At 57.9% G+C, this 20,653-nt stretch carries 19 protein-coding genes and 1 pseudogene; 14 read left to right on the forward strand and 6 right to left on the reverse strand.

From position 1 onward, the window contains the following. The first annotated feature begins 36 nt into the window (after positions 1-36). The 3 genes from MID00_RS03985 (at position 37) to MID00_RS03995 (ending at position 4,779) form a co-directional block, all read left to right on the forward strand. Entirely contained in the window at positions 37-1,122 is a 1,086-nt protein-coding gene (locus MID00_RS03985) for an efflux RND transporter periplasmic adaptor subunit (RefSeq protein ID WP_254499728.1), read from the forward strand. After that, positions 1,104-4,181, forward strand: a complete 3,078-nt coding sequence (locus tag MID00_RS03990) for an efflux RND transporter permease subunit (RefSeq protein WP_254499729.1) — start codon at positions 1,104-1,106, stop codon at positions 4,179-4,181. Before MID00_RS03985 ends, MID00_RS03990 begins: the two co-directional genes overlap by 19 nt. A gap of 115 nt (positions 4,182-4,296) precedes the next feature. Continuing rightward, complete coding sequence (locus MID00_RS03995) at positions 4,297-4,779, forward strand: DUF3293 domain-containing protein (RefSeq protein WP_009463860.1); 483 nt, start codon at positions 4,297-4,299, stop codon at positions 4,777-4,779. Here the strand turns inward: MID00_RS03995 and MID00_RS04000 are convergent. Then, positions 4,756-5,178, reverse strand: coding sequence for a thioesterase family protein (locus MID00_RS04000; protein WP_009463861.1), 423 nt, complete (start codon positions 5,176-5,178; stop codon positions 4,756-4,758). The two genes, MID00_RS03995 and MID00_RS04000, sit on opposite strands and share 24 nt — an antisense overlap. A gap of 288 nt (positions 5,179-5,466) precedes the next feature. Between MID00_RS04000 and bioB the strand changes: the two genes are divergently transcribed. From bioB to MID00_RS04015, 3 genes are all read left to right on the forward strand, one after another. Further along, positions 5,467-6,483, forward strand: coding sequence for a biotin synthase BioB (bioB, locus tag MID00_RS04005; RefSeq protein ID WP_254499730.1), 1,017 nt, complete (start codon positions 5,467-5,469; stop codon positions 6,481-6,483). A gap of 1 nt (position 6,484) precedes the next feature. Next, the gene (locus MID00_RS04010; protein WP_022983422.1) at positions 6,485-7,336 is read left to right on the forward strand and encodes a hypothetical protein; all 852 of its coding nucleotides are present in this window, start codon (positions 6,485-6,487) and stop codon (positions 7,334-7,336) included. 164 nt (positions 7,337-7,500) lie between these two features. Further along, positions 7,501-8,520, forward strand: a complete 1,020-nt coding sequence (locus tag MID00_RS04015; protein WP_254499731.1) for a BMP family protein — start codon at positions 7,501-7,503, stop codon at positions 8,518-8,520. 101 nt (positions 8,521-8,621) lie between these two features. On the opposite strand, the gene MID00_RS04020 is transcribed toward MID00_RS04015, so the two are convergent. The 5 genes from MID00_RS04020 to MID00_RS04040 form a co-directional block, all read right to left on the reverse strand. Next, positions 8,622-10,166 (reverse strand): MFS transporter, encoded by a 1,545-nt coding sequence (locus MID00_RS04020; protein WP_009463865.1) that lies wholly within the window; start codon positions 10,164-10,166, stop codon positions 8,622-8,624. A gap of 167 nt (positions 10,167-10,333) precedes the next feature. Continuing rightward, complete coding sequence (locus MID00_RS04025; protein WP_009463866.1) at positions 10,334-10,843, reverse strand: peroxiredoxin; 510 nt, start codon at positions 10,841-10,843, stop codon at positions 10,334-10,336. A gap of 411 nt (positions 10,844-11,254) precedes the next feature. Beyond that, positions 11,255-12,580 (reverse strand): TRAP transporter large permease, encoded by a 1,326-nt coding sequence (locus tag MID00_RS04030; protein WP_022983420.1) that lies wholly within the window; start codon positions 12,578-12,580, stop codon positions 11,255-11,257. Continuing rightward, a complete protein-coding gene (locus MID00_RS04035; RefSeq protein WP_035271196.1) occupies positions 12,577-13,212 on the reverse strand; it encodes a TRAP transporter small permease in 636 nt (211 codons plus the stop codon). The genes MID00_RS04030 and MID00_RS04035 overlap by 4 nt, the downstream gene beginning before the upstream one ends. A gap of 119 nt (positions 13,213-13,331) precedes the next feature. Then, positions 13,332-14,315: a TRAP transporter substrate-binding protein gene (locus MID00_RS04040; protein ID WP_254499732.1), complete on the reverse strand. Its 984-nt coding sequence runs from the start codon at positions 14,313-14,315 to the stop codon at positions 13,332-13,334. Between the two features lie 115 nt (positions 14,316-14,430). On the opposite strand from MID00_RS04040, the gene MID00_RS04045 reads away from it, so the two are divergent. The 8 genes and pseudogenes from MID00_RS04045 to MID00_RS20655 form a co-directional block, all read left to right on the forward strand. After that, complete coding sequence (locus MID00_RS04045) at positions 14,431-16,401, forward strand: PAS domain S-box protein (protein ID WP_254499733.1); 1,971 nt, start codon at positions 14,431-14,433, stop codon at positions 16,399-16,401. Beyond that, a complete protein-coding gene (locus MID00_RS04050) occupies positions 16,394-17,032 on the forward strand; it encodes a response regulator transcription factor (protein ID WP_254499734.1) in 639 nt (212 codons plus the stop codon). Before MID00_RS04045 ends, MID00_RS04050 begins: the two co-directional genes overlap by 8 nt. Before the next feature lie 79 nt (positions 17,033-17,111). Next, positions 17,112-17,615 carry a cyclic pyranopterin monophosphate synthase MoaC gene (gene moaC, locus MID00_RS04055; RefSeq protein WP_009463872.1) on the forward strand — a complete coding sequence of 168 codons (504 nt, stop codon included), beginning with the start codon at positions 17,112-17,114 and terminating at the stop codon, positions 17,613-17,615. 19 nt (positions 17,616-17,634) lie between these two features. Beyond that, entirely contained in the window at positions 17,635-17,892 is a 258-nt protein-coding gene (moaD, locus tag MID00_RS04060) for a molybdopterin converting factor subunit 1 (protein ID WP_009463873.1), read from the forward strand. 1 nt (position 17,893) lies between these two features. Beyond that, positions 17,894-18,373 (forward strand): molybdenum cofactor biosynthesis protein MoaE, encoded by a 480-nt coding sequence (locus MID00_RS04065; RefSeq protein ID WP_254499735.1) that lies wholly within the window; start codon positions 17,894-17,896, stop codon positions 18,371-18,373. Beyond that, complete coding sequence (gene moaB, locus MID00_RS04070; protein ID WP_254499736.1) at positions 18,366-18,908, forward strand: molybdenum cofactor biosynthesis protein B; 543 nt, start codon at positions 18,366-18,368, stop codon at positions 18,906-18,908. Before MID00_RS04065 ends, moaB begins: the two co-directional genes overlap by 8 nt. 103 nt (positions 18,909-19,011) lie before the next feature. Then, positions 19,012-20,217, forward strand: coding sequence for a gephyrin-like molybdotransferase Glp (gene glp, locus MID00_RS04075; RefSeq protein ID WP_254499737.1), 1,206 nt, complete (start codon positions 19,012-19,014; stop codon positions 20,215-20,217). A 272-nt stretch (positions 20,218-20,489) separates the two neighbouring features. Beyond that, positions 20,490-20,558 (forward strand): annotated as a pseudogene (locus MID00_RS20655) (ESPR domain-containing protein); the annotation flags it as partial. Positions 20,559-20,653: the final 95 nt, after the last annotated feature.

Consider the following 20,653-nt stretch of genomic DNA (forward strand, 5'->3'; position numbering starts at 1 on the left):
CAGTTCATCCAACTATTTACCTACCCGGAGTCCTGCATGGCTCTTTTTCGCTCTCTTAGCCCTGTCTTGAGTTTGTCCGCCGCCCTTGTACTGATGGGGTGCAGCCAGCAGACACAGGAGGCCGACCCTCGCACTCAGGCTCCTTTGGTCATTCAAAGCGTGATTCAGCCCAAGGCCGATCAGCAACGACGTTTCCTGGGGCTGGTCAGCGCACGGGTGGAAAGCCCGCTGGCATTTCGGGTAGGCGGCAAGATTGATACGCGCAAAGTTCAAAACGGCGAGCACGTTGAAAAAGGCCAGCTCTTGATGACGCTGGACCCCAAGGATCTGCAACTGGATTACCGCGCCCGTCTGGCTGCCGTGCAGGCCGCCCAGGCTCAGGCCGAACAAGCCCAGTCAGATTACAAACGCTTGTCCCTGCTGGTGGAGCAAGGCGGTGTTTCCCGTCAGGCGCATGAACAAAGCCAGAAGGCACTGCGTAGCGCACAGGCAAATCTGAAGTCCGCCCAAGCACAAGCTGAAATAGCCCGCAACGCCGACCAATACAGTTCCCTGAAAGCAGAAGCCAGCGGCATCATTACCGCCCAGATTGCGGATGTTGGCCAAGTTGTCAGCCCGGGGCAAGCCGTGCTGCGCCTGGCCCAGGACGGTCCACGTGATGTCATTGTCAGCCTGCCCGAGCAGTGGGATATTCCGCTGGGTACTCGCGCCACCATTGAACTAACGGACTCCCAGGAAAGCCTGCCCGCCCAACTGCGCGAGCTGGCCCAATCCTCTGACCCTGCAACCCGCAGCTATCAGGCCCGCTTTTCCTTCGAGGGCGAGAATGTCACCGCAAGACTGGGTTCCAGCGCCATTGTGCATTTGACGCCCCCGGATGCAGACGCCTTGAATCAAGTGCCGCTGACTGCAATTTACGATGCGGGTAAAGGGCCCGGTGTGTGGGTAATTGATGATCAGAAAACCGTGCACTGGCAGCCCGTGACCATTGCCAAGCTTGCCCAGGAACACGCTTACCTGTCCCAAGGCCCTGAAGCCGGTACGGCCATCGTGGCGTTGGGCGCTAACCTTTTGCATGAAGGCCAGGAAGTTCGTCCTGAAACATGCGAGGTCAAGCAATGACAGGCCGCTTCAATCTTTCCGCTCTGGCGGTGCGTGAACGGGCCATCACGCTGTTTCTGATCATTGCTCTGGCAGCGTCCGGCATTTACTCCTTCGTGAAACTGGGTCGAGCCGAAGACCCGGCTTTTACCGTGAAAGTGCTGACCGTCACTGCCATGTGGCCCGGGGCCACCGCCCAGGAAATGCAGGATCTGGTGGCCGAGCCCATGGAAAAGCGCATGCAGGAACTGCGCTGGTTTGACAAGGTAGAGACGGTTACCCGTCCCGGCACAGCCTTGATGGTGGTGACCCTGAAAGACACCATGCCGCCCGCGGACGTTCAGAGCGAGTTCTATCAGCTCCGCAAGAAGCTGCAGGATCAGGCTCCGCGCTTGCCCAAAGGCGTGCAGGGGCCGTTTGTGAACGATGAGTACTCGGACGTGTCCTTCAGCCTGTTCGCGCTGCAAGCCCCCGGTCTGCCACCGCGCCTGCTGACTCGCGAGGCCGAGAAAGTACGCAGCCAGCTACTGCAAGTCCCCGGCGTCAAGAAGGTGAATATTCTGGGCGAGCAAAGCGAGCGTATTTTTGTCGATCTGGACGAAGCCAAGCTGCACAATCTGCAGCTCAATCCTCAACAGATTCTGGAAGCCTTGTCCAAGCGCAGTGCCATGACAGCCAGTGGTGCCATCAGCACCGATGGCCCGCGTATTCACATGCGCCTTAGCGCCGGGCTGGAGGATGTGGAGGCCATCAGCAATACCTATATCTACGTGCAGGGTCATAATCTGCGCTTGGGCGACATTGCCACTATCAGCCGTGGTTACGAGGACCCACCCAGCTTCGAGATTCACCACAACGCACAATTTGCCATGTTGCTGGATGTGGTGATGCAGGAGGGCTACAACGGCCTGTATCTGGGCAAGGATCTGGAAAAGGCACGGGAAGATATTGCCGCTGCCCTGCCCCTGGGCTTCTCCCTGGAGACCGTCACCAACCAGTCGGTGAACATTGCCTCCGCCGTAGGCGAGTTCATGTTCAAGTTCTTCGCGGCGCTAAGCGTCGTGCTGCTGGTGTGTCTGGTCAGCATGGGCTGGCGGGTCGGGATTGTAGTGGCTGCCGCTGTGCCCCTGACGCTGGCCATGGTGTTCGTCATCATGATGATGACAGGCAAGGTGTTTGATCGGGTAACGCTGGGCGCGCTGATTATCTCGCTGGGCCTGCTGGTGGACGACGCCATTATTGCGATCGAGATCATGATCGTGAAAATGGAAGAAGGCATGGACCGCCTGAAAGCCGCCGCCTATGCCTGGAACCATACGGCAGCCCCCATGCTGTCCGGCACCCTGGTGACGATTATCGGCTTTCTGCCGGTGGGTTTTGCCCGTTCCTCTGCCGGGGAGTACGCCGGCAATATCTTCTGGATTCTGGCCGCTGCCCTGCTGACCTCCTGGCTGGTTGCGGTGGCCTTCACTCCCTATATGGGCGTGAAATTGCTGCCCGCCATTCCAGCCCGTCCCGGCGGCCATCAGGCCATTTACGACACCCCCAATTACATGCGCCTGCGCCGCATGATTGCCTGGTCGGTACACCACAAGTTTCTGGTGGCCGGAATTGTGGTGGCGGCCTTCGTGCTGGCGGTTGTAGGCATGGGTTTCGTCAAACAGCAATTCTTCCCCACCTCCGACCGACCCGAGCTGCTGGTAGAAGTGCAGTTACCCGAGGGCAGCAGTATTCAGTCCACGCAAGCCGTTACTCGCAAGGTGGAGAGCTGGTTGCGCGAGCAGCCCGAAACCAAGCTGGTCACCAGCTATGCCGGGCAAGGCGCACCGCGCTTTTTCCTGTCCTACAACCCTGAACTGCCTGATCCCTCCTTTGCTCGTCTGGTGGTGCTGACGGCTGATCACCACGACCGCGATGCGCTGCTGCAACGCTTCCGCCAAGTGGTGGCCGATGGCCTGACACCAGAAGCGCGTGTCCGTGCCACTCAGCTAGTGTTCGGGCCATCCACCAAATACCCGGTGGAGTTCCTGGTACGTGGCCCTGATCTGGACAAGCTACGTGATATTTCCGAGCAGGCCATGGCGGTGATGCGGGCCGACAAGGACATGCGTCAGGTGAACGTGGACTGGGGTTCGCGCGTACCCGTCCTGAAGCTGGACGTAGACCCACAACGTCTGCAAGCCTTGGGTTTGAATCGCCAGAGTCTGGCCGAACAAATCCAGTTGCAGCTGGATGGCACAACCGTTGCGGAATACCGCGAGGACCTGCGTAATGTGCTGGTTGTGGCGCGCAGCTCGGCCAGCAACCGCCATGACCCAACTCGCCTGTCCGGCCTGACCGTCATGAATGATCAGGGCCAGAACCTGCCCTTGGAGCAAGTCGGCAAGCTGGAAATCATGCAGGAAGAACCCAAGCTGGCCCGTCGCAACCGCCTGCCCACCATGACCGTGCGAGGGGATATTGCTCCGCACGTGCAACCGGCAGAAGTGGCCAACCGGGTGATGAAGGAGTTTGCCTCCTTGCAGGCTTCCCTGCCCCCTGGCTACCTGATCGAGATGAGCGGCATCACCGCCGAGGCCAAGAAGTCCAATGACGCGCTGCTGCCCGTCTTCCCGGTCATGATTGCCTTGATGCTGCTGGTCATCGTGATTCAGGTACGTTCGCTCTCGAACATGATCATGGTGTTCCTGACCGCCCCCTTGGGCTTGATTGGCAGCGTGCCCGCCTTGCTGATTTTCCAGCAACCCTTTGGTTTTACCGCGATTCTGGGGCTGATTGGTCTGGCGGGGATCCTGATGCGCAATACCTTGATTCTGATTGAGCAGATCAAGACCAACCGGGCTGAAGGTGCCTCGCCCTACGATGCCGTGATTGAAGCCACTGTGCAGCGTGCCCGCCCCGTCATTCTGACGGCGCTGGCGGCGGTACTGGCCTTCATTCCGCTGTCCTTCTCCGTGTTCTGGGGCTCCATGGCCCTGACGCTGATCGGCGGTACAGCCATTGGCACCATCCTGACGCTCTTGTTCTTGCCCAGCTTGTATTCGATCTGGAATCGAATCCAGGATCCACGCGCCTCATAACTTGCTTGAAGGCTGAAACTGTGTAAATAATGGATGCATGGTTTGAACACCAACAAACCATGCATCCCACTGCCAGTCTTGTGGGTCCGGAGAACAGAACGACGCAAGATAGCTTATGTCTACACAGAAAGACCTGCCCGCCGCCCTGTCTCACGCTTTCGAGAAGGCGATCTACCGTATACACAGCCCAAAGGGCGATATGGACGTGCGCATCGGCCAGCTCAACCGCCCTCTGAATCAATTACTGGAACAAGAAAACAGCCGTGGGGCGGCAATTTTGACCGCCTGCAATCCAGGCGCGCAAATTTGCAGCCGTGCCTTTAACGATGCGGTTCAGGAAAGCTTGCTGCGCGATTTGCAGAAACTGGATCTGCGCTGGTGGCCCGCCGTGAATCTGGACCCCAAGGGCAAATGGCCGGATGAACCCAGCCTGCTGGTGCTGGACATCAGCCTGCAACAGGCACGCTGGCAAGCACGCCTGTTCAAGCAATTGGCTTTTGTCTATATACCGCTCAATGGCAAGCCGCAGCTGCATCAAGTGCAGCAGCGCCTGCCGGTGTCTGATCAGGCCGCTTCAAACAGCCCCGTTCCCTTCTAAGCGCTGACGAAAGTCTTCAGCAATGGCGGCACCTTTCAGCCGCCCTTCCGGCAAGACCTGCGCCCAGGCGCGCCACTCGTGGCCGGTTGCTACCAGCACACCGTCCATATTGAAGACTTGATATTCAAGCTTGAAGCGCCGCTCCAGCCATTGAGCCACCTGCACGCAAACGCGAATCTCGCGATCATAGGTAACGGGTGCGCGGAAGTTGGCACCGACATCCACCAAGGGCGTTACCGCATCATATTCCTGGCGCAAGATACGCTGACTCAAGCCTGCTTGCCGCAGCCACGCCTGATACGTGCAGTCAAACCAATAAAAATAATTGGGATAGAAAACAATCCCGGCCTCATCGCAATCACCCCATTCCACGGTGATGCGGCGCTCGAACACGTGCATGTTTATCCTTTTGCAAAATCGCCTGCCAGTTTACCCCGGATAAAAAGATGGAAACCACGGTAATCAAGCACTGAATCAGCCGCTGAAACATTTTGCAAATACTGCCTTTGAAATAGTTTGTATCCCTCACAATAATTGAAATTAAGCGAAGTTAGCGACAATTTCGTCTAAAAATCACTGAAATAGGCCCCATAGCGAGACAAGCCTCCGGAGCCTGCCAGCCCCAGGAGTCGTCTTTCACAGGCAGAAAACCTAGCATAGCTGCGTCACTGAATAAGGTAGCCTGCCATGTCTGTAAATACCCCCGCACCCTGGACGATTCGTCGCATCATGGAGCTTTACGAGCTGCCCTTTATGGACCTCGTGTTCCAGGCGCAGACCGTACATAGACAGCACCACCCGGCCAATCAAATCCAGCTCTCCAGCCTGCTCTCCATCAAGACAGGCGCCTGTCCCGAAGATTGCTCCTACTGCCCGCAATCGTCCAAATACCAGACCGAGCTGGAACCTGAACCCTTGATGCCCCTGGAACAGGTATTGGAAGCGGCCCGCGCCGCCCAGGCACAGGGTGCTCAGCGTTTTTGCATGGGTGCCGCCTGGCGCTCTCCTACCGAAAAACAATTGGACCAGGTAGTTGAGATGGTCAGCGCCGTCAAAGCGATGGGGCTGGAAACCTGTGTCACCTTGGGCATGCTCAAAGACGGTCAGGCGCAACGCCTGAAAGATGCCGGGCTGGACTACTACAACCACAATCTGGACACTTCCCCCGAGTTCTATGGCCAGATCATCAGCACGCGCACGTACCAGGACCGCCTGGACACGCTGGAACGCGTACGCGCAGCCGGTTTGAACAGTTGCTGCGGCGGGATTATCGGCATGGGTGAAAGCCGTCGCGAGCGTGCTGGTCTGCTGGCTCAGCTGGCCAATATGCGCCCTTACCCCGAGTCCGTGCCTATCAACCAATTGGTGAAAGTACCGGGCACACCGCTGGATCAGGTCGATGATCTGGACCCCTTCGAGTTTGTACGCACAATTGCCATTGCTCGTATCCTGATGCCCACCAGCGCCGTGCGCTTGTCGGCGGGTCGCGAAACCATGGATGACAGCACCCAGGCCCTGTGCTTTATGGCCGGTGCCAACTCCATTTTCTATGGTGAGCAATTGCTGACTACCGGCAACCCGCAGTTTGTGGCGGACCAGGATCTGTTTACCCGCCTGCAACTGGAAGCGGCCAAAACCACGCTGTCCGAACCCCCTTTGTCATTGGAACAAACCCGTCCACGCGCTATGGTCGAGGCCCTCTAACATGCTCACTCTGATCGCCAGCATTCTGTGCAGTGTTGCCGTTTCCATTCTGCTGAAAGTCGCTCGCCAGCGGCAGATCGATGTCGCCCAGGCCATCATGGTTAACTACGGCGTGGCAGTCACCTTGAGTCTGGTATTGCTGCAACCGCATCCCAGCAGCCTGCTGAATCCTGCTACCCCCTGGTGGATTCTGATTGCCTTGGGTGTGCTCTTGCCCAGCGTCTTTCTGTTCATGGCGGCGGCAGTGCGGCAAGCCGGGATTGTGCTGAGCGATGCTGCCCAGCGCCTGTCCCTGTTCATTCCCTTGTTGGCGGCCTTTCTCTTGTTTGGCGAGCAACTGGCTGGTCAGAAACTGCTGGGCATCGCCCTGGCCCTGATTGCCTTGCTGTGCCTGCTGATACGTCCGCGGCAGGCCAGTAGCCAGGAAGCAGGCTGCGGGCATCCTGCCCTGATGCTGCTGGCTGTGTGGCTAGGCTATGGCGTGATCGACATCATGTTCAAGCAGCTCTCCAGAGCCGGTGCAGCTTTCTCCAGCAGTCTGGTGGTGTCCTTCTCGCTGGCCGGTGTGCTGATGCTGTGCTGGCTGCTGGCCAAGCGCACCAGCTGGCATAAAGGGAGCCTTTTAGCCGGTCTGGTGCTGGGCCTGCTGAACTTCGGGAATATTTTCTTTTATATCCGCGCCCACCAGATCTTCCCGGAGAACCCCACTCTGGTGTTCTCGGCCATGAATATTGGCGTGATTGCCATGGGTGCCGTCATCGGCGCGGGCTTCTTCAAGGAAAAGCTCAGCGCGCTCAATATGGTGGGGGTTGCCCTGGCCATTGGCGCTATCGTGGCCCTGATTCCGCGGTGAACAATATCGGGCATGTCTCATACATGCCCGCGTAAACGCACTATACGAGAATTCTTATATTTGACATTTAAAACTTCAGGAACCGCGGCTTTTCATCTCCTGTAGATTAGAAAAAAACGATTTTTACCGACGCCCACGTCGGAGACTACACAGGAGACATGATCATGACCGGATTTACCCGTCGACAGTTACTGCTGGCCGCCGCTTCCGCTGGAGCCGGCGCACTGGCTGCCCCTTGGCTTGGCCGCAGTGTGCTGGCGGCCAACAAACCCGTCGTTGCCGCCCTGTTCTGCGGCCACATTGATGACAACGGCTTCATGCAAGCTGGTTATCAGGGCTTCAAGAAGGCCATGGACCAGTTGCCTATTACCGGCCACTACAAAGATCAGGTGGCTAACGAAACCCAGGCGCAAATTGCCGCTCTGCGCGAACTGGCAACACAATACAAACCGGCCTTGCTGATCGCCCACGGCGGTCAGAACACCGATGCTGCCCTGGCCGTTGCCAAGGAGTTTCCGGATACCCGCTTTGTGATCACGCAAGGTGCCGTCACTGCCAGCAATCTGAGCAGCTATGACGTGCGTCAGGAAGAGTCAGCCTGGCTGGCCGGTGCCTATGCCGCCCTGATGACCAAGACCGGCGTGGTGGCCCACCAGTCCGGCGTACGCGTGCCCCCTGGTTTGCGCGCCCGCGCTTCCTATGCCGCTGGCGTCAAGCATGCCAATCCGGATGTGAAGCTGCTGACAAACTTCTCCGGCAACCAGGATGATATTGAGCTGGCCGCGCGGGTCACCCAGGCACAGGCCAAAGCTGGTGCAGACATCATCTACACCATGCTGAACAAAGGCCGTAGCGGCACAACGCAGGCCTGCCGTGAACTGGGCATCAAAGAAATTGGTAATGTGATCGACTGGGTCGCCCGTGAGCCCGACGTATTCGTCGGTTCCGCCTGGGCCGATGTAGGCATTGGCGTATTTGAAGCTTGCAAGGATCTGAGCGAAAACAAGTTCGAGTCCGGCAAGATCTTCAAGGTTGGCCTGCAGCAACCGGATGCGGTGCGCCTGATCATGGCCCCGGACACACCGGATGCCGTGCGCCAGCGTATTGCAGCGCTACAGCAGGATATTCTGGCTGGCAAGATTGAGGTTGAGGCCGAATTCAACGGGCCTGAGCTCCAGACTTAAGATCCGGGCAGAAATAAAAAACCCAGGCCAAGCCTGGGTTTTTTTATGAGTGAATCATGCTCGTAAACCGCTATGAGAACATGCTCGATTCTGGCGGCGACCTAAGGGGCTGGATCTGAGGGTTTACGTGCTTTCTCTGCGTCTTTCTCAGCGCTCGAGCTTTCCACATCTGCCGCGCTCCCAAAAGCATCCAAGCCTTCAGAATTCACAGAGCTTCCCGAGCTTCCCGAGCTTCCCGAGCTTCCCGAGCTTCCAACAACAGGATCAGCCCGTTTGTCGTCCTCGGCAAGTGTCGCCTCTGCAGCCTCATCTTCCGCCTTGCGCTCCGCAGCCGTGCTTTCCGTCGTTGCGGGCACCCGCTCTTCAACTGGCGGCAGATCTTCGAAAACCGGATCATGCGACACGTCAGAGCTGATATCCACCCGTGGGTCCAATGCCACCGCCGCAGCCGAGCTTTGCAAGCTGTCTGGCATAGGCACAAAGGTAGTAGGCGCATCCTGGCTCAAGTGATCACCCAGTACCTTTTGCGGGCGGACCAGCAGAACCAAAGCCAAGCCACAGGCTGCCACGAAGATGTAGTACAGATTGCTGCCAATATAAGACATCAGGCCGCCGGCAAGCAGCGGCCCCAGACAGGCCCCCAAGCCATAGACCATATACAAAATGGCGCTCAAGCCAACTCGCCGCTCCGGATCCACGTTGTCATTGGCGAAAGCCGCGCCCAAGGGGTACAGCGTAAATTGCAGAATCCCGAACAACGCCGAAAAAATCAGCAGAAACCAGAACGGGGCCTCAAACCAGCCCCACAACGGAATGGCCAAGGCCAGCAAACAGATCGCGTTAATGCGGATCAGTTTGACGCGATTCATGCGGTCCGCCAGCCAACCCACCGGCCATTGGGCCAGCACACCGGCGGCCACAGACACGGCGACAAACAAGGCAGCCTGCTCATTGCTTAGATGAACGCGCACCGCATACACGGGCGCCAAACCATAAAAGGCCCCGGTCAACATACCGGCGACCAGCAGCACCATCATGGACAAGGGCACGCGGTCCAGGTAATAGCGTGCGTTAATGGGCGCGGGTACTTGCAAGGGTGGGTGACTGCGACGGGTAATCGCCACCGGCACCAGACTGAAGGCCGAACAGATCGCCACAAATACCAGCGGCTCGTAATTCAGATGCGGAAACAGAGTCAGCGACAACTGCCCCAGCACGGTGCCCAGGCTGGAGAACACCATGTAAAAGGCAAAAATGGTGCCGCGTTGACTATTGTCGCTTTGCTCGTTCAGCCAGCTTTCAATCCCCATGAACTGCACCACCATGGCCGCACCCGCCAAAAAGCGCAGCAGCAGCCAGACGTACATGGAATCAACCAGAATCTGAACCAGCACACAGATGGTGACAATAGCAGCACTGGCGGCGTACGCCCGAATATGACCCACGCCCATGATCAGGCGGTGACCCATACGAGCACCAAATACCAGGCCCAGGTAATACACCGCAATCAGCCCGCCAATCCATACCTCTGACACCGAGATGGCCGTCAGGCGCACCCCCATGAAGGTATTGAACAGGCCCGAGCTGAGCAAGAGCATCAGGGTCGCAAAGTACAGGGACGAAAACGCACCCACCGATGACAGCATCCAGACATCCTAAAAAAACCGCGGCACCGGCCCCCAACTCTCGCTACCATCCAGATTCCGGCCTGGGTTTTGCGACAGGAGCACGGTAAAAAAAAGCGCCAGCTTGCCGCCAGCGCCTTGTAATCCTTCTATCCCTCGCCACGCCGGACTGGCGGGGGATCAGATACTTACGACTTTACCTGTTTCAACAGGGTGTCTGCATCCGATGTGTGCAGGCCGCCGTCGTTATCAATGTTCAATTGTTTGACAACACCGTCTTCCAGCAAGGCAGAGAAACGCTTGGAGCGCACACCCAGGCCTTTGGACGTCAGGTCAAATTCCAGACCCAATGCTTTGGTCCAGACAGCACTGCCATCGGCCAGCAGACGTACTTTGCCATTGACGTTCAGGGACTTGCCCCAAGCGCCCATTACGAAAGGATCGTTCACTGCCACGCACCAGATCTCGTCTACGCCGGCAGCCTTGAACTCGTCTGCCTTGGCAATAAAGCCAGGCAAGTGCTGCTCGGAGCAGGTGGGGGTGAAAGCGCCAGGAACGGCGAACACGGCAATTTTCTTGCCTTTAACCAGATCAGCCACCTGAAAGTTGTTGGGGCCCATAGGGCAGCTTTCTGTGGCGGTTTCAATGTACTCGCTAAGGGTCGCGTCTGGAACGCGCGCACCGACTGAAATGGACATAAGGTCTCCGTATGAATAAATACCGCCAGTATGGCGGCCCGAACTACCTATGATACTAATAGACTGGCCTGTCTTAGCAAATAACACTTATCAGTACGTTTCACAGGGCTACAAAACCGCGCGGGGTCTGCACACAAAAAAAGCCCCCACGCTACGCCTTCGGCTTGCTGCCCCCCGAGGGGGAGTTTTTTGTCTTGGGACGGCCCAGCGACAAAAAAAGCCCCCACGCTACGCCTTTTGCTTGCCGCCCCCCGAGGGGGAGTGTTTGCCTTGGGACGGCCCAGCGACAAAAAAAAGGCCGGGCTTTTTGCCCGGCCTTCAAGGTGATTCACGTCTTGCGCAGCTTGCATCAAGCCGTACTGCCACATCAGGGGCTCACCTTGCCCTGCTCGCGGATAGCGATCAGGACTACTACAGCCATCCCATCATGCGGGGCAGCCAAAGCGTAATTTCAGGTACGAAGGTAATCATCAACAGGAAGGCCAAACCAGTCAGCAACCAAGGCAATGTGGACTTGGTAACTTCGGTCAGGCCCAACTTCGATATGCTGGACGCCACATACAGGTTCAAGCCCACTGGTGGTGTCGCCAGCCCAATCTCCATGTTCACCACCAGCATGATGCCAAAGTGAACCGGGTCCATGCCCAGCTTCATGGCGACAGGAAACAGGATGGGAGCCATGATCAGAATCAGTCCCGAGGGCTCCATCACCATACCGATCACCAGCAACAGGACGTTCACGAACAGCAGGAAGGCGATCAGGCCCATGCCTTGCGACACAATCCATTCCGCAATGGCCTGTGGAATCTGCTCGGAAGTCAGAATGAAGGCGAACATGACCGCGTTGGTGATGATGTACAGCAGCATGGCACTCATGGCTGCCGATTCCAGCACGATACGTTTGACCTCGCGCAGCTTCACATCCTTGTAGACCCAGACCGCAATCACAAAGGCGTAAACCGCACTGATAGCTGCTGCTTCGGTAGGCGTGAACACACCGGAGTAAATCCCGCCCATCACGATAACGATCAACATCAGACCCCAGATGGAGTCCATGAAGGCGCGCCAGCGTTCTTTGTAGGAAGCACGCGGCATACGGGGGTAGCCCAGTTTCCAGGCGCGGAACATGGTCGTGGCACCCAGGAGAAACGCCAGGATCAAACCCGGAACCACACCGGCAATAAACAACTGACCAATAGAAGCCGTACCAACTTTGACCCCATCCGGACCCTCAACCATCATGCCGCTGGTTGCCACGGCATACATCACCATCACAATCGAGGGTGGCAGCAAGATGCCCAGACCGCCGGAGGTCGCCACAATGCCGGTCCCGAATTGCACGGGGTAGCCTTGTTTGACCATGGCCGGAATCATGATGGAACCAATAGCCGCCACCGTGGCAGGCGAGGAACCACTGATAGACGCAAACAGGGCGCAAGCCAGCACCGCAGCCAGACCCATACCGCCGGGCAAGTGGCCGACCATGGAAGCGGCAAAGCGAATCATGCGTTGTGCGACCCCGCCATGCGTGAGGAAGCTACCGGCCAGGATGAAGAACGGAATCGCCATGATCTCGAACTTCTCGATCCCGGTGAACAGCTTGAGCGCAATACTGTCCATAGGAACTTCGGTCATGGTGAACAGGAACCCCATCACCGTCAGACCCAGGGCAATCGATACCGGCATGCCTGTCAGCAACAGGATAGCCAGCAAGGCAAAAATAATCAGGGCGGTCATGCGCGCGCTCCTTCGGATTCAGACACACCGCGCTCTGTTTCAGCGATCAGATCCGCCGCAGGCTCGTGATGAGGCAAATGGCCCGTCTGGATAAAGTTCATCAAGGCTTGCAGGAAGCGGAAGCACATCAGCAAGGAGCCCGCAGGTACCGCCAGATACACAATCCACACTGGCACTTCCAGGTCAGCCGACACCTGGGCTGTCTGGGCAATGCCGTAGACAAAGCGGCCACCAATCCAGGCAACAATGGCTGTGAACAAGGCACCGGCGAACAGGGAAATCACCACCAGCAGATGACGCCAGCGTGGGCCCACAGCGTTCACCAGCACGTCCACACCCACGTGGATACCAACACGAACGCCGTAAGCGGCGCCGAATTTGGCCATCCAGACAAACAGGTAAATGCACAGTTCCTGTGCCCAGAGCAAGTTGACGCCGGCCACGCTTCGATAGGTAGAACGGGCCATGGCGGTAATGGACTCATAACCCTGAGCCCGCGACCAGGACACCAGATCAGCCAGCAGGCTGACCGAGTAGCGCTGGCAGACCGCTACAAAAATAATCACTACGGCCGCCACCATCAGAAATGAGATGAACATTTCCTCAAAGCGGTCCAGAAATCGTAAAAACATGGGTAGCTCCAGACTACAGTCTGCCCGCCCGGGGGCCGGGCAGACACAAGCATGTAGCGGGAAGAAAAGAAGAACAGGTCTGAATCAGACCTGTACAAGACAATCAGATGAAGCAGGCTTTATTCGGTAGCCTTGTAGAAGGCGTCGATCACGTCCTGGCCGATACGCGAAGCCATTTCCTTGTGCACGGGACGCAGCTGCTTGACCCATTCCTGACGCTCGGCATCGCTCAGTTGGTAGAACTGGGTCTTGCCGGACTCTTCCATGGCCTTCATGGAATCGTTGTTCTCTTGCTCTGCAATGTCGTTGGCGTAAACCGTGGCTTCTTCCATGGCTTTTTCCATACCTTGGCGAATATCTTCAGGCAGACCTTCCCAGAACTTCTTGTTTACGATCACGGCATAACCCAGGTAACCGTGGTTGGACACGGTGGCGTGCTTTTGCACTTCGTGCATTTTCTGGGTGTACATGTTCGATGGCGGGTTCTCGGTGCCGTCGACCACACCCGTTTGCAGAGCCTGGTACACCTCGGAGAAGGCCATCACCTGAGGCACAGCGTCCAGCGCCTTGAACTGGGCTTCCAGAACCTTGGAGGACTGGATGCGCATCTTCAGACCCAGGAAATCATCCACGCTTTTCAGGGGCGTGTTGGCGCTCATGACCTTGAAGCCGTTATCCCAGTAGGACAGACCCTTGATGCCCTTGGGCTCCAGCTTGTCCAGCAACATGCGGCCTACAGGACCTTCGGTCACCTTACGCAGGTCCTCACGGTTCTGAAAAATGAAAGGCAGGTCGAACACTTCAAATTCGCGTACGCCCAGAGGGCCAAACTTGGCCAGCGACGGAGCCAGCATGTGCACGGCGCCCAGTTGCAGGGCTTCCAGTTCTTCCTTGTCCTTGTACAGTTGCGAGTTCGGGTAGACCTCGACAACCACCTTGCCCTCGGTGTACTTTTCGGCCAGTTCCTTAAAGCGCACGGCGCCCTTGCCCTTGGGTGTATCTGGCGATACAACGTGGCTGAACTTGATGATCATGGGGTTAGCCAGAACAGGCGCGGACAAGAATACGGACGCCAGCAAGCTGGCCACAAGGGTCTTTTTCATGTTTGCCTCCGGTCGGTTAAGAGCCGACACGTTTTATTGATTGATGTGCTTGAAAGCGTGTAGCTTAAAAAAGCGGCCCCGAATTATCTATTGTGGAAATCCGAAACCTTTTGTCATGATGCGTCTTGCCCGTCCGTCCGGATTCATACGCCAAGCGGCCTCGCGCACTCTGGCGGCCTACCCGATCAGCACCTATGTGCCTATTTTGGCCATCCTGATTATTGTGCTGCTGATGGGCGTGTTTGCCTGGGCGGTCAATAAGGAACGGGATGAGGAGCAGTCCAACGAGCTGATACGCAATGCTTTGTGGGTGGAGCAATCCCTGTCCTTTCAGCTGCGCTCGCACGAGAACAATTTAAGCCGCATTGCCAGCGAAATTGAAGTCCAGTCCCAGCCCGTCACGACCCAGACCGCGCTGACGCAATTACAGCACTTCAAGACCATCCACCCGGATCTGCTGAAAGTGGCCGTGCAGGATCGATTTGGCACCACCTTGCTGGTGCGCCCGCCCGGTGCTGATACCCGGATTGCAGCCCACGTCAGCACGCCGCGCACGTCCACCTGGCTACCGGCCTACTACTCCAATGAACACCAGGAAAGCGTGCTGGACCTGGTGGTTCCGATCTACGAAGACAACGATATTGTCGGCACCTTGCGCGCCACCTTTTCCCTGGCCACCATCCTGATGGAAAACGTGCCCTGGTGGATTGCCGAGCAATATCACGTCTCCCTGATCGACCAAAGCGACCAGACGCTGGCCACACGCTCCAAAGGCGAGCCGGGCGAAAGCCAGTTGCGCTACGCCATGTCGGTAGACCCGCCCTTGCATGGTGTGCGTTTACTGATGACGCCTTACCCGCAAAAGAACATCCCCACCTTCACCTTGCTACTGACCGTGATTGCAGGCCTGGCCCTGCTGGCTGTGGTGAACCTGGCCATGCAACATCACTACGCCCGCAAGCGCCGTGAAGCCGAGCTGGCCCTGATGCAGGAGCAGGCCTTTCGCAGCGCAATCGAAAACTCCATGGTGACTGGCATGCGCGCCCGCGATCTGGACGGCAAGGTGCTGTATGTGAACCCGGCGTTTTGCGAACTGGTGGGCCGCAGCAGCGAAGAAATTATTGGTCTGGCCCCACCCATGCCCTGGTGGGTGCCGGAAATGATGGATGAAACACTGGAGCGTCGAGATCGACTGAAATCCTCCCGCTCGGTGCAAGTTTTTGACACCCTGTTCCAGCGCCCGGACGGCTCACGTGTCGATGTGCAGGTCTTTGAATCCCCGCTGATTGACGCGCAAAAACGGCACGTGGGCTGGATCAGTTCCATCATCGATATCAGCTCGCGCAAGCAGGCCGAAGCCCTGGCCAGTTCCCAATCCGAACAGCTCCACCACACGGCCAAGCTCATTACCATGGGTGAAATGGCCTCCACACTGGCCCACGAGCTGAACCAGCCGCTCTCGGCCATTGCCAGCTATGCGGCTGGTTCCCTGAACCTGCTGGGAAATGAACCGCTGGACCCGAAACAGCTGCGTCGCGGTCTGGAAAGCCTGGCGGAACAAACCCGCCGCGCAGGGCAAATCATCCACCGCATTCACGACTTTGTGCGCAAGCGCGATCCGCAGCTTAGCCCTCTGAATTTGCCCGATGCCTTGCAAGGCGCCTTGGCCATGGCCAAGGCAGGTCTGCGCCATCACCAGATTCAATTGATTGTGCCCTCCCACCCCGAAAGCCTGCCCGTAATGGGCGACAAGGTACTGCTGGAACAACTGATTTTCAACCTGCTGCGCAATGCCGCCGAAGCCATGTCGGGCCTGGAGCCAGAACGCCGGGTACTGGAAGTGACCATGCAGGCCAGCAATGGTGTCGTGCTGGTGATGGTGGCCGACCAGGGCCCCGGCGTGGCAGCAACGATCATGGCAGAAGTGTTCCAGGCCTTTACCACCACCAAAGCCCAAGGTCTGGGCATTGGCTTGAACATTTGCCGCTCCATTGTGGAGTTGCACCATGGCAAACTCTGGTTTGAAAACGGGGTTTCTCACGGTGCTACCTTCCTGTTTTCCCTACCCTTGATCGAACATGACTAAGCGCGCCCCTTTGGTCCACATCGTGGACGACGACCCGGCCATCCGCGATGCCCTGTCCTGGCTGTTCTCCACCCGGCAGGTCAATACCGAACTCTGGGAAAGCGGCGAGGCTTTTCTGAATGCCCTGAACCCCGAAACGCAGGGCTGCATCCTGCTCGACATACGTATGGATGGTCTGTCCGGCCTGGAAGTGTTCGAGCAATTGCGCGAGCGCCAATCCCGTCTGCCCGTTATTTTCCTGACCGGCCACGGCGACCTGCCGCTGGCCGTGACCGCGCTGAAACAAGGCGCGGCGGATTTCATCGAAAAGCCCTTTAACGATAACGATCTGGTGGACCGGGTACTGGATGTGCTGCGCAGCTACGAGGCCAGTCAGGAAGAACGGGACAACGAACAGGCACTGGAAGAGCGGCTGGACACCCTGTCGCAGCGCGAGCGCGAAGTGCTGGCCCTGGCCCTGGAGGGACGGCTGAACAAGCAGATTGCCCAGGACCTGAGCATCACCATGCGCACCGTGGAAGTGCACCGCGCTCGGGCACTTGAAAAAATGCAGGCTCGCACCCTGATCGAACTGGCCCGACTGCTGGACCCGGCCCGCTTGCGGGAAGACCGCAACCCGCCGGGGCCTTAGCCAGAGCCACCGCGCCGGGTGTATATAATGCAACCATAAACAATTAGAACCGCGCACTAGGCCCGGTCCCGGAGCGATCATGAGCACCACTACCGAAAACACAGATTTGCACCTTTCCCATCTGGATGAAGATGGGAAAGTTCAGATGGTCGATGTCAGCCACAAATCCGCCACCTCCCGCTCGGCCACGGCCCGCGCCGTGGTGCGTTTGAGTCCCGCTGCTTACCAGTTGCTGTCGGCTCAGCACAATGCCAAGGGCGAAGTGCTGAACACCGCACGCGTGGCCGGTGTGCTGGCCGCCAAGCGCTGTGCCGAGCTGATTCCCATGTGCCACAGCCTGCCCCTGGATTTTGTCGGCATTGATTTTGAAAGCGACGCCGCAGCAGGCACCATTGCCGTGCTGGCCACCTGCCGCACCCGCTACACCACCGGCGTCGAGATGGAAGCCATGACGGCCTGCTCCATTGCCGCCCTGACCATTTACGATATGTGCAAAGCGGCCGACAAAGGCATTGTGATCGAACAGACCCGTTTGCTGGAGAAAACCGGCGGCAAAAGCGGAACCTGGACTGCCCAGCTCTAAGCCCTTTCACGGAGATAGCATGACAAGCCCTTTGACATTGCGCGTCCTGTACTTCGCCCAAGTGGCCGAACGCACAGGCCAGCGCCAGGAAAACTGGGAATGGCCCCAGGAAGGCACCGTTCAGCAATGGACCGAGGCCCTGCTGCAACGCCACCCGAATTTAAGCGATATGGCCGGCCGCCTGCATGTGGCCGTCAACCAGTTTCACGCCAAGCCTACCGACCCTGTCCGCCCCGGCGATGAAGTGGCTGTGTTCGAGCCCGTCACCGGAGGTTGAGATGGTTCGCATCCAGACTGAAGACTTTGATGTCGCGGCCCTGAACGCGGAGCTGCGCGCCACGGCTGGCGGCAAGGCCGGTGCCATGGTGACATTTACCGGCTATGTGCGCGATCAGGCCGATGGCACCGCCACCGAATCCCTGTTCCTGGAACACTACCCGGGCATGTGCGAGCGCGAGATTGAAGCGGTTTGCGACCAGGCCCGTCAACGCTGGCCCATACTGGATACGCTGGTCGTACACCGCGTGGGCGAGTTGCACCTGACCGAGCAGATTGTGTATGTTGGCGTCACCAGTGCCCACCGTGGCGACGCTTTTCGCGCCTGCGAATTCATCATGGACGTGCTGAAAACCCGCGCCCCTTTCTGGAAGCGCGAAACCCTGGCTGACGGCAAGCGTTTCTGGGTACAGCAGCGCGACAGCGACGCCCAGAAAACCGATTCCTGGAATACCTCTTCGGACACCGACAAGCATGTCTAAAGCCAAGACCGATTTACCCGCTGTTCGCCTGAACGCTGCTGTGCTGACCATTTCGGACCGCCGTGGCCCGGATGATGACACCTCCGGCGATTATCTGGCGGCCAGCCTGACTGACAGCGGCCATTACTGTGTGCAGCGCGCCATCAGCAAGGACAATATTTACGCTATCCGTGCGCTCTTGAGCCAATGGATTGTGGATCCTGACATTCACGTCATCATCTGCAATGGCGGCACCGGCTTCAGCCACAAGAAATCCACGATTGCGGCCGTCACCCCCTTGCTGGATCAGGTCATTACCGGCTTTGGAGAACAATTCCGCTACTTGTCCTATCAGGACATTGGCTCCTCGGCGCTGCAGTCCGATGCGCTGGCAGGAACGGCCAACCGTACCTTGCTGTTCTGCATTCCCGGTTCGGGCGGCGCCTGCAAGCTGGCCTGGGAAAAGATCCTGAAAGAGCAGCTGGACAGCCGACATCGGCCCTGCAATTTTGCCTCGGAATATCTGGAGCCACCCGCCCCTTCAGCCCAGGCTTGACCCCACATGCAACGGTACAGAGCAGCTTGCACGCACGGTGACGACCACACGGCCATCACTCGCTCCAAACCAGAACCCAGTTTTATCGAGTTTCCCCAAACCTATGATCGAATTTGACGTAGCTCAGCAGCGACTGGCCCAGGCAGGGCAAGTCCCCACCCAAACCGAAACCTGCGACTTGTCGCAAGCTTTGGGACGCATTCTGGCCCAGGATATTCAAGCGCAATTGGACATGCCGCCCGCCGACAATAGCGCCATGGACGGCTATGCTCTGCGCCTGGCTGACATTGCCGACGGCAAGGTACTGCCCATTCAGCAGCGCTGCTATGCCGGCGATATTCCTGAAACGCTGAAAGAGAACATGGCGATCCGTATCTTTACCGGCAGCATGTTGCCACCCGGGGCGGATACCGTGGTTATTCAGGAAAACTGCCAGGAAGACGAAGCAGGTGTGCGCATTCTGGAAATGCCCGAGGCTGGTGTGAACATCCGCCGCCGAGGCGAGGACATGCGCATTGGTGAAGTGCTGATCACCACAGGCACCAAGCTGACGGCGGCCCATATTGCCCAACTGGCTGCGCAAGGCCACGCTCAGCTGCAGGTCTACCCGCTGCTGACCGTCGGTATTCTGACCACCGGCGACGAGCTGACCCCTGCCGGCCAGCCTTTGAAAGCCGGCCAGATCTACAACTCCAACGCTCCCATGCTGCGTGCACAACTGCAAGCGCTAGGGGTTGAAACAGTCCACGCGGTTCATGCCAAGGACACGCTGAAAGCCATTCAGGACGCCCTGAAAGAGCTGCTGCAACGCTGCGATCTGGTGCTGACCGTTGGCGGTGTCTCGGTCGGTGAAAAAGACTTTGTGAAACCCGCCATCGAAGGCATAGGCGGCCAGCTGGATCTGTGGAAAGTGCGCATGAAACCCGGCAAGCCGCTGGCGCTGGCCTACATTGATCAGAAACCACTGGTGTGCCTGCCCGGCAATCCGGTGTCGTCCTACGCCGTGTTCTCCTTGATGGTCTCTCCCCTGATTCGTCGTCTGCAAGGTCGCCAGCAAGTCCTGCCCACCACACGCTACGGCATCCTGCAGGGCGAGCGTCACTTTGAAGGTGACCGCGAAGAGTTCATTCGTGTTCAGGTAGATAACGACGAGCAGGGCCGCCTGCTGGTGCGCCCCTTCGATAATCAGGGTTCAGGCGTGATCAGCTCCTTGCCTTGGGCACAGGCGCTGGCCCGCCTCCCTGCCGATACCCACACTGCCCCCGGCGACGTTGTGCGTCTGTATGAATACAGCCAGTGGCAGGCATAAGTTCAGACACTGATCCAAGCTTTGGCCTTGCCATAAGGAACCGCCCTGATCAGGGCGGTTTTTTTTGCTTGAACAAACAGTTCCAGGCTCTTGCCCGCCTGCCCGGCAGCTTCATTTTTTGCTGCGACATCGTCACGTTTAATTACCTGTCATTGCCCCTCTGAGCGTTCAACGACTCTTACCTATACTGGCCGACTGCCTGTCGGTCAGCCATTCACTCTGGCTGTCACTGACTATCCCTTCTTATCAATGTCTCACCCCGGTAGCAGCCAATGAATCACACCTATCGCCTTATCTTTAATCGCCGTCTCGGACTTTGGCAGGTCGTCAGTGAATTGGCTAAAGGGCATGGGAAAGGCCGGGGCCAATCAAGCACGGTATCAGCAACATCCTCAGGTACAAGGCTGCCCATCCAGGAGCGTCAAGCAACATGGCT

Origin of the sequence: Alcaligenes sp. NLF5-7 (assembly GCF_024266725.1) — a bacterium.
GTDB classification, from domain to species: Bacteria; Pseudomonadota; Gammaproteobacteria; order Burkholderiales; family Burkholderiaceae_B; genus Alcaligenes; species Alcaligenes phenolicus.

Coding starts and splice junctions, on each gene's coding strand:
- MID00_RS03985 (WP_254499728.1), top strand. CDS start 37: ATGGCTCTTTTTCGCTCTCTTAGCCCTGTCTTGAGTTTGTCCGCCGCC.
- MID00_RS03990 (WP_254499729.1), top strand. CDS start 1,104: ATGCGAGGTCAAGCAATGACAGGCCGCTTCAATCTTTCCGCTCTGGCG.
- MID00_RS03995 (WP_009463860.1), top strand. CDS start 4,297: ATGTCTACACAGAAAGACCTGCCCGCCGCCCTGTCTCACGCTTTCGAG.
- MID00_RS04000 (WP_009463861.1), bottom strand. CDS start 5,178: ATGCACGTGTTCGAGCGCCGCATCACCGTGGAATGGGGTGATTGCGAT.
- bioB (WP_254499730.1), top strand. CDS start 5,467: ATGTCTGTAAATACCCCCGCACCCTGGACGATTCGTCGCATCATGGAG.
- MID00_RS04010 (WP_022983422.1), top strand. CDS start 6,485: ATGCTCACTCTGATCGCCAGCATTCTGTGCAGTGTTGCCGTTTCCATT.
- MID00_RS04015 (WP_254499731.1), top strand. CDS start 7,501: ATGACCGGATTTACCCGTCGACAGTTACTGCTGGCCGCCGCTTCCGCT.
- MID00_RS04020 (WP_009463865.1), bottom strand. CDS start 10,166: ATGCTGTCATCGGTGGGTGCGTTTTCGTCCCTGTACTTTGCGACCCTG.
- MID00_RS04025 (WP_009463866.1), bottom strand. CDS start 10,843: ATGTCCATTTCAGTCGGTGCGCGCGTTCCAGACGCGACCCTTAGCGAG.
- MID00_RS04030 (WP_022983420.1), bottom strand. CDS start 12,580: ATGACCGCCCTGATTATTTTTGCCTTGCTGGCTATCCTGTTGCTGACA.
- MID00_RS04035 (WP_035271196.1), bottom strand. CDS start 13,212: ATGTTTTTACGATTTCTGGACCGCTTTGAGGAAATGTTCATCTCATTT.
- MID00_RS04040 (WP_254499732.1), bottom strand. CDS start 14,315: ATGAAAAAGACCCTTGTGGCCAGCTTGCTGGCGTCCGTATTCTTGTCC.
- MID00_RS04045 (WP_254499733.1), top strand. CDS start 14,431: ATGATGCGTCTTGCCCGTCCGTCCGGATTCATACGCCAAGCGGCCTCG.
- MID00_RS04050 (WP_254499734.1), top strand. CDS start 16,394: ATGACTAAGCGCGCCCCTTTGGTCCACATCGTGGACGACGACCCGGCC.
- moaC (WP_009463872.1), top strand. CDS start 17,112: ATGAGCACCACTACCGAAAACACAGATTTGCACCTTTCCCATCTGGAT.
- moaD (WP_009463873.1), top strand. CDS start 17,635: ATGACAAGCCCTTTGACATTGCGCGTCCTGTACTTCGCCCAAGTGGCC.
- MID00_RS04065 (WP_254499735.1), top strand. CDS start 17,894: ATGGTTCGCATCCAGACTGAAGACTTTGATGTCGCGGCCCTGAACGCG.
- moaB (WP_254499736.1), top strand. CDS start 18,366: ATGTCTAAAGCCAAGACCGATTTACCCGCTGTTCGCCTGAACGCTGCT.
- glp (WP_254499737.1), top strand. CDS start 19,012: ATGATCGAATTTGACGTAGCTCAGCAGCGACTGGCCCAGGCAGGGCAA.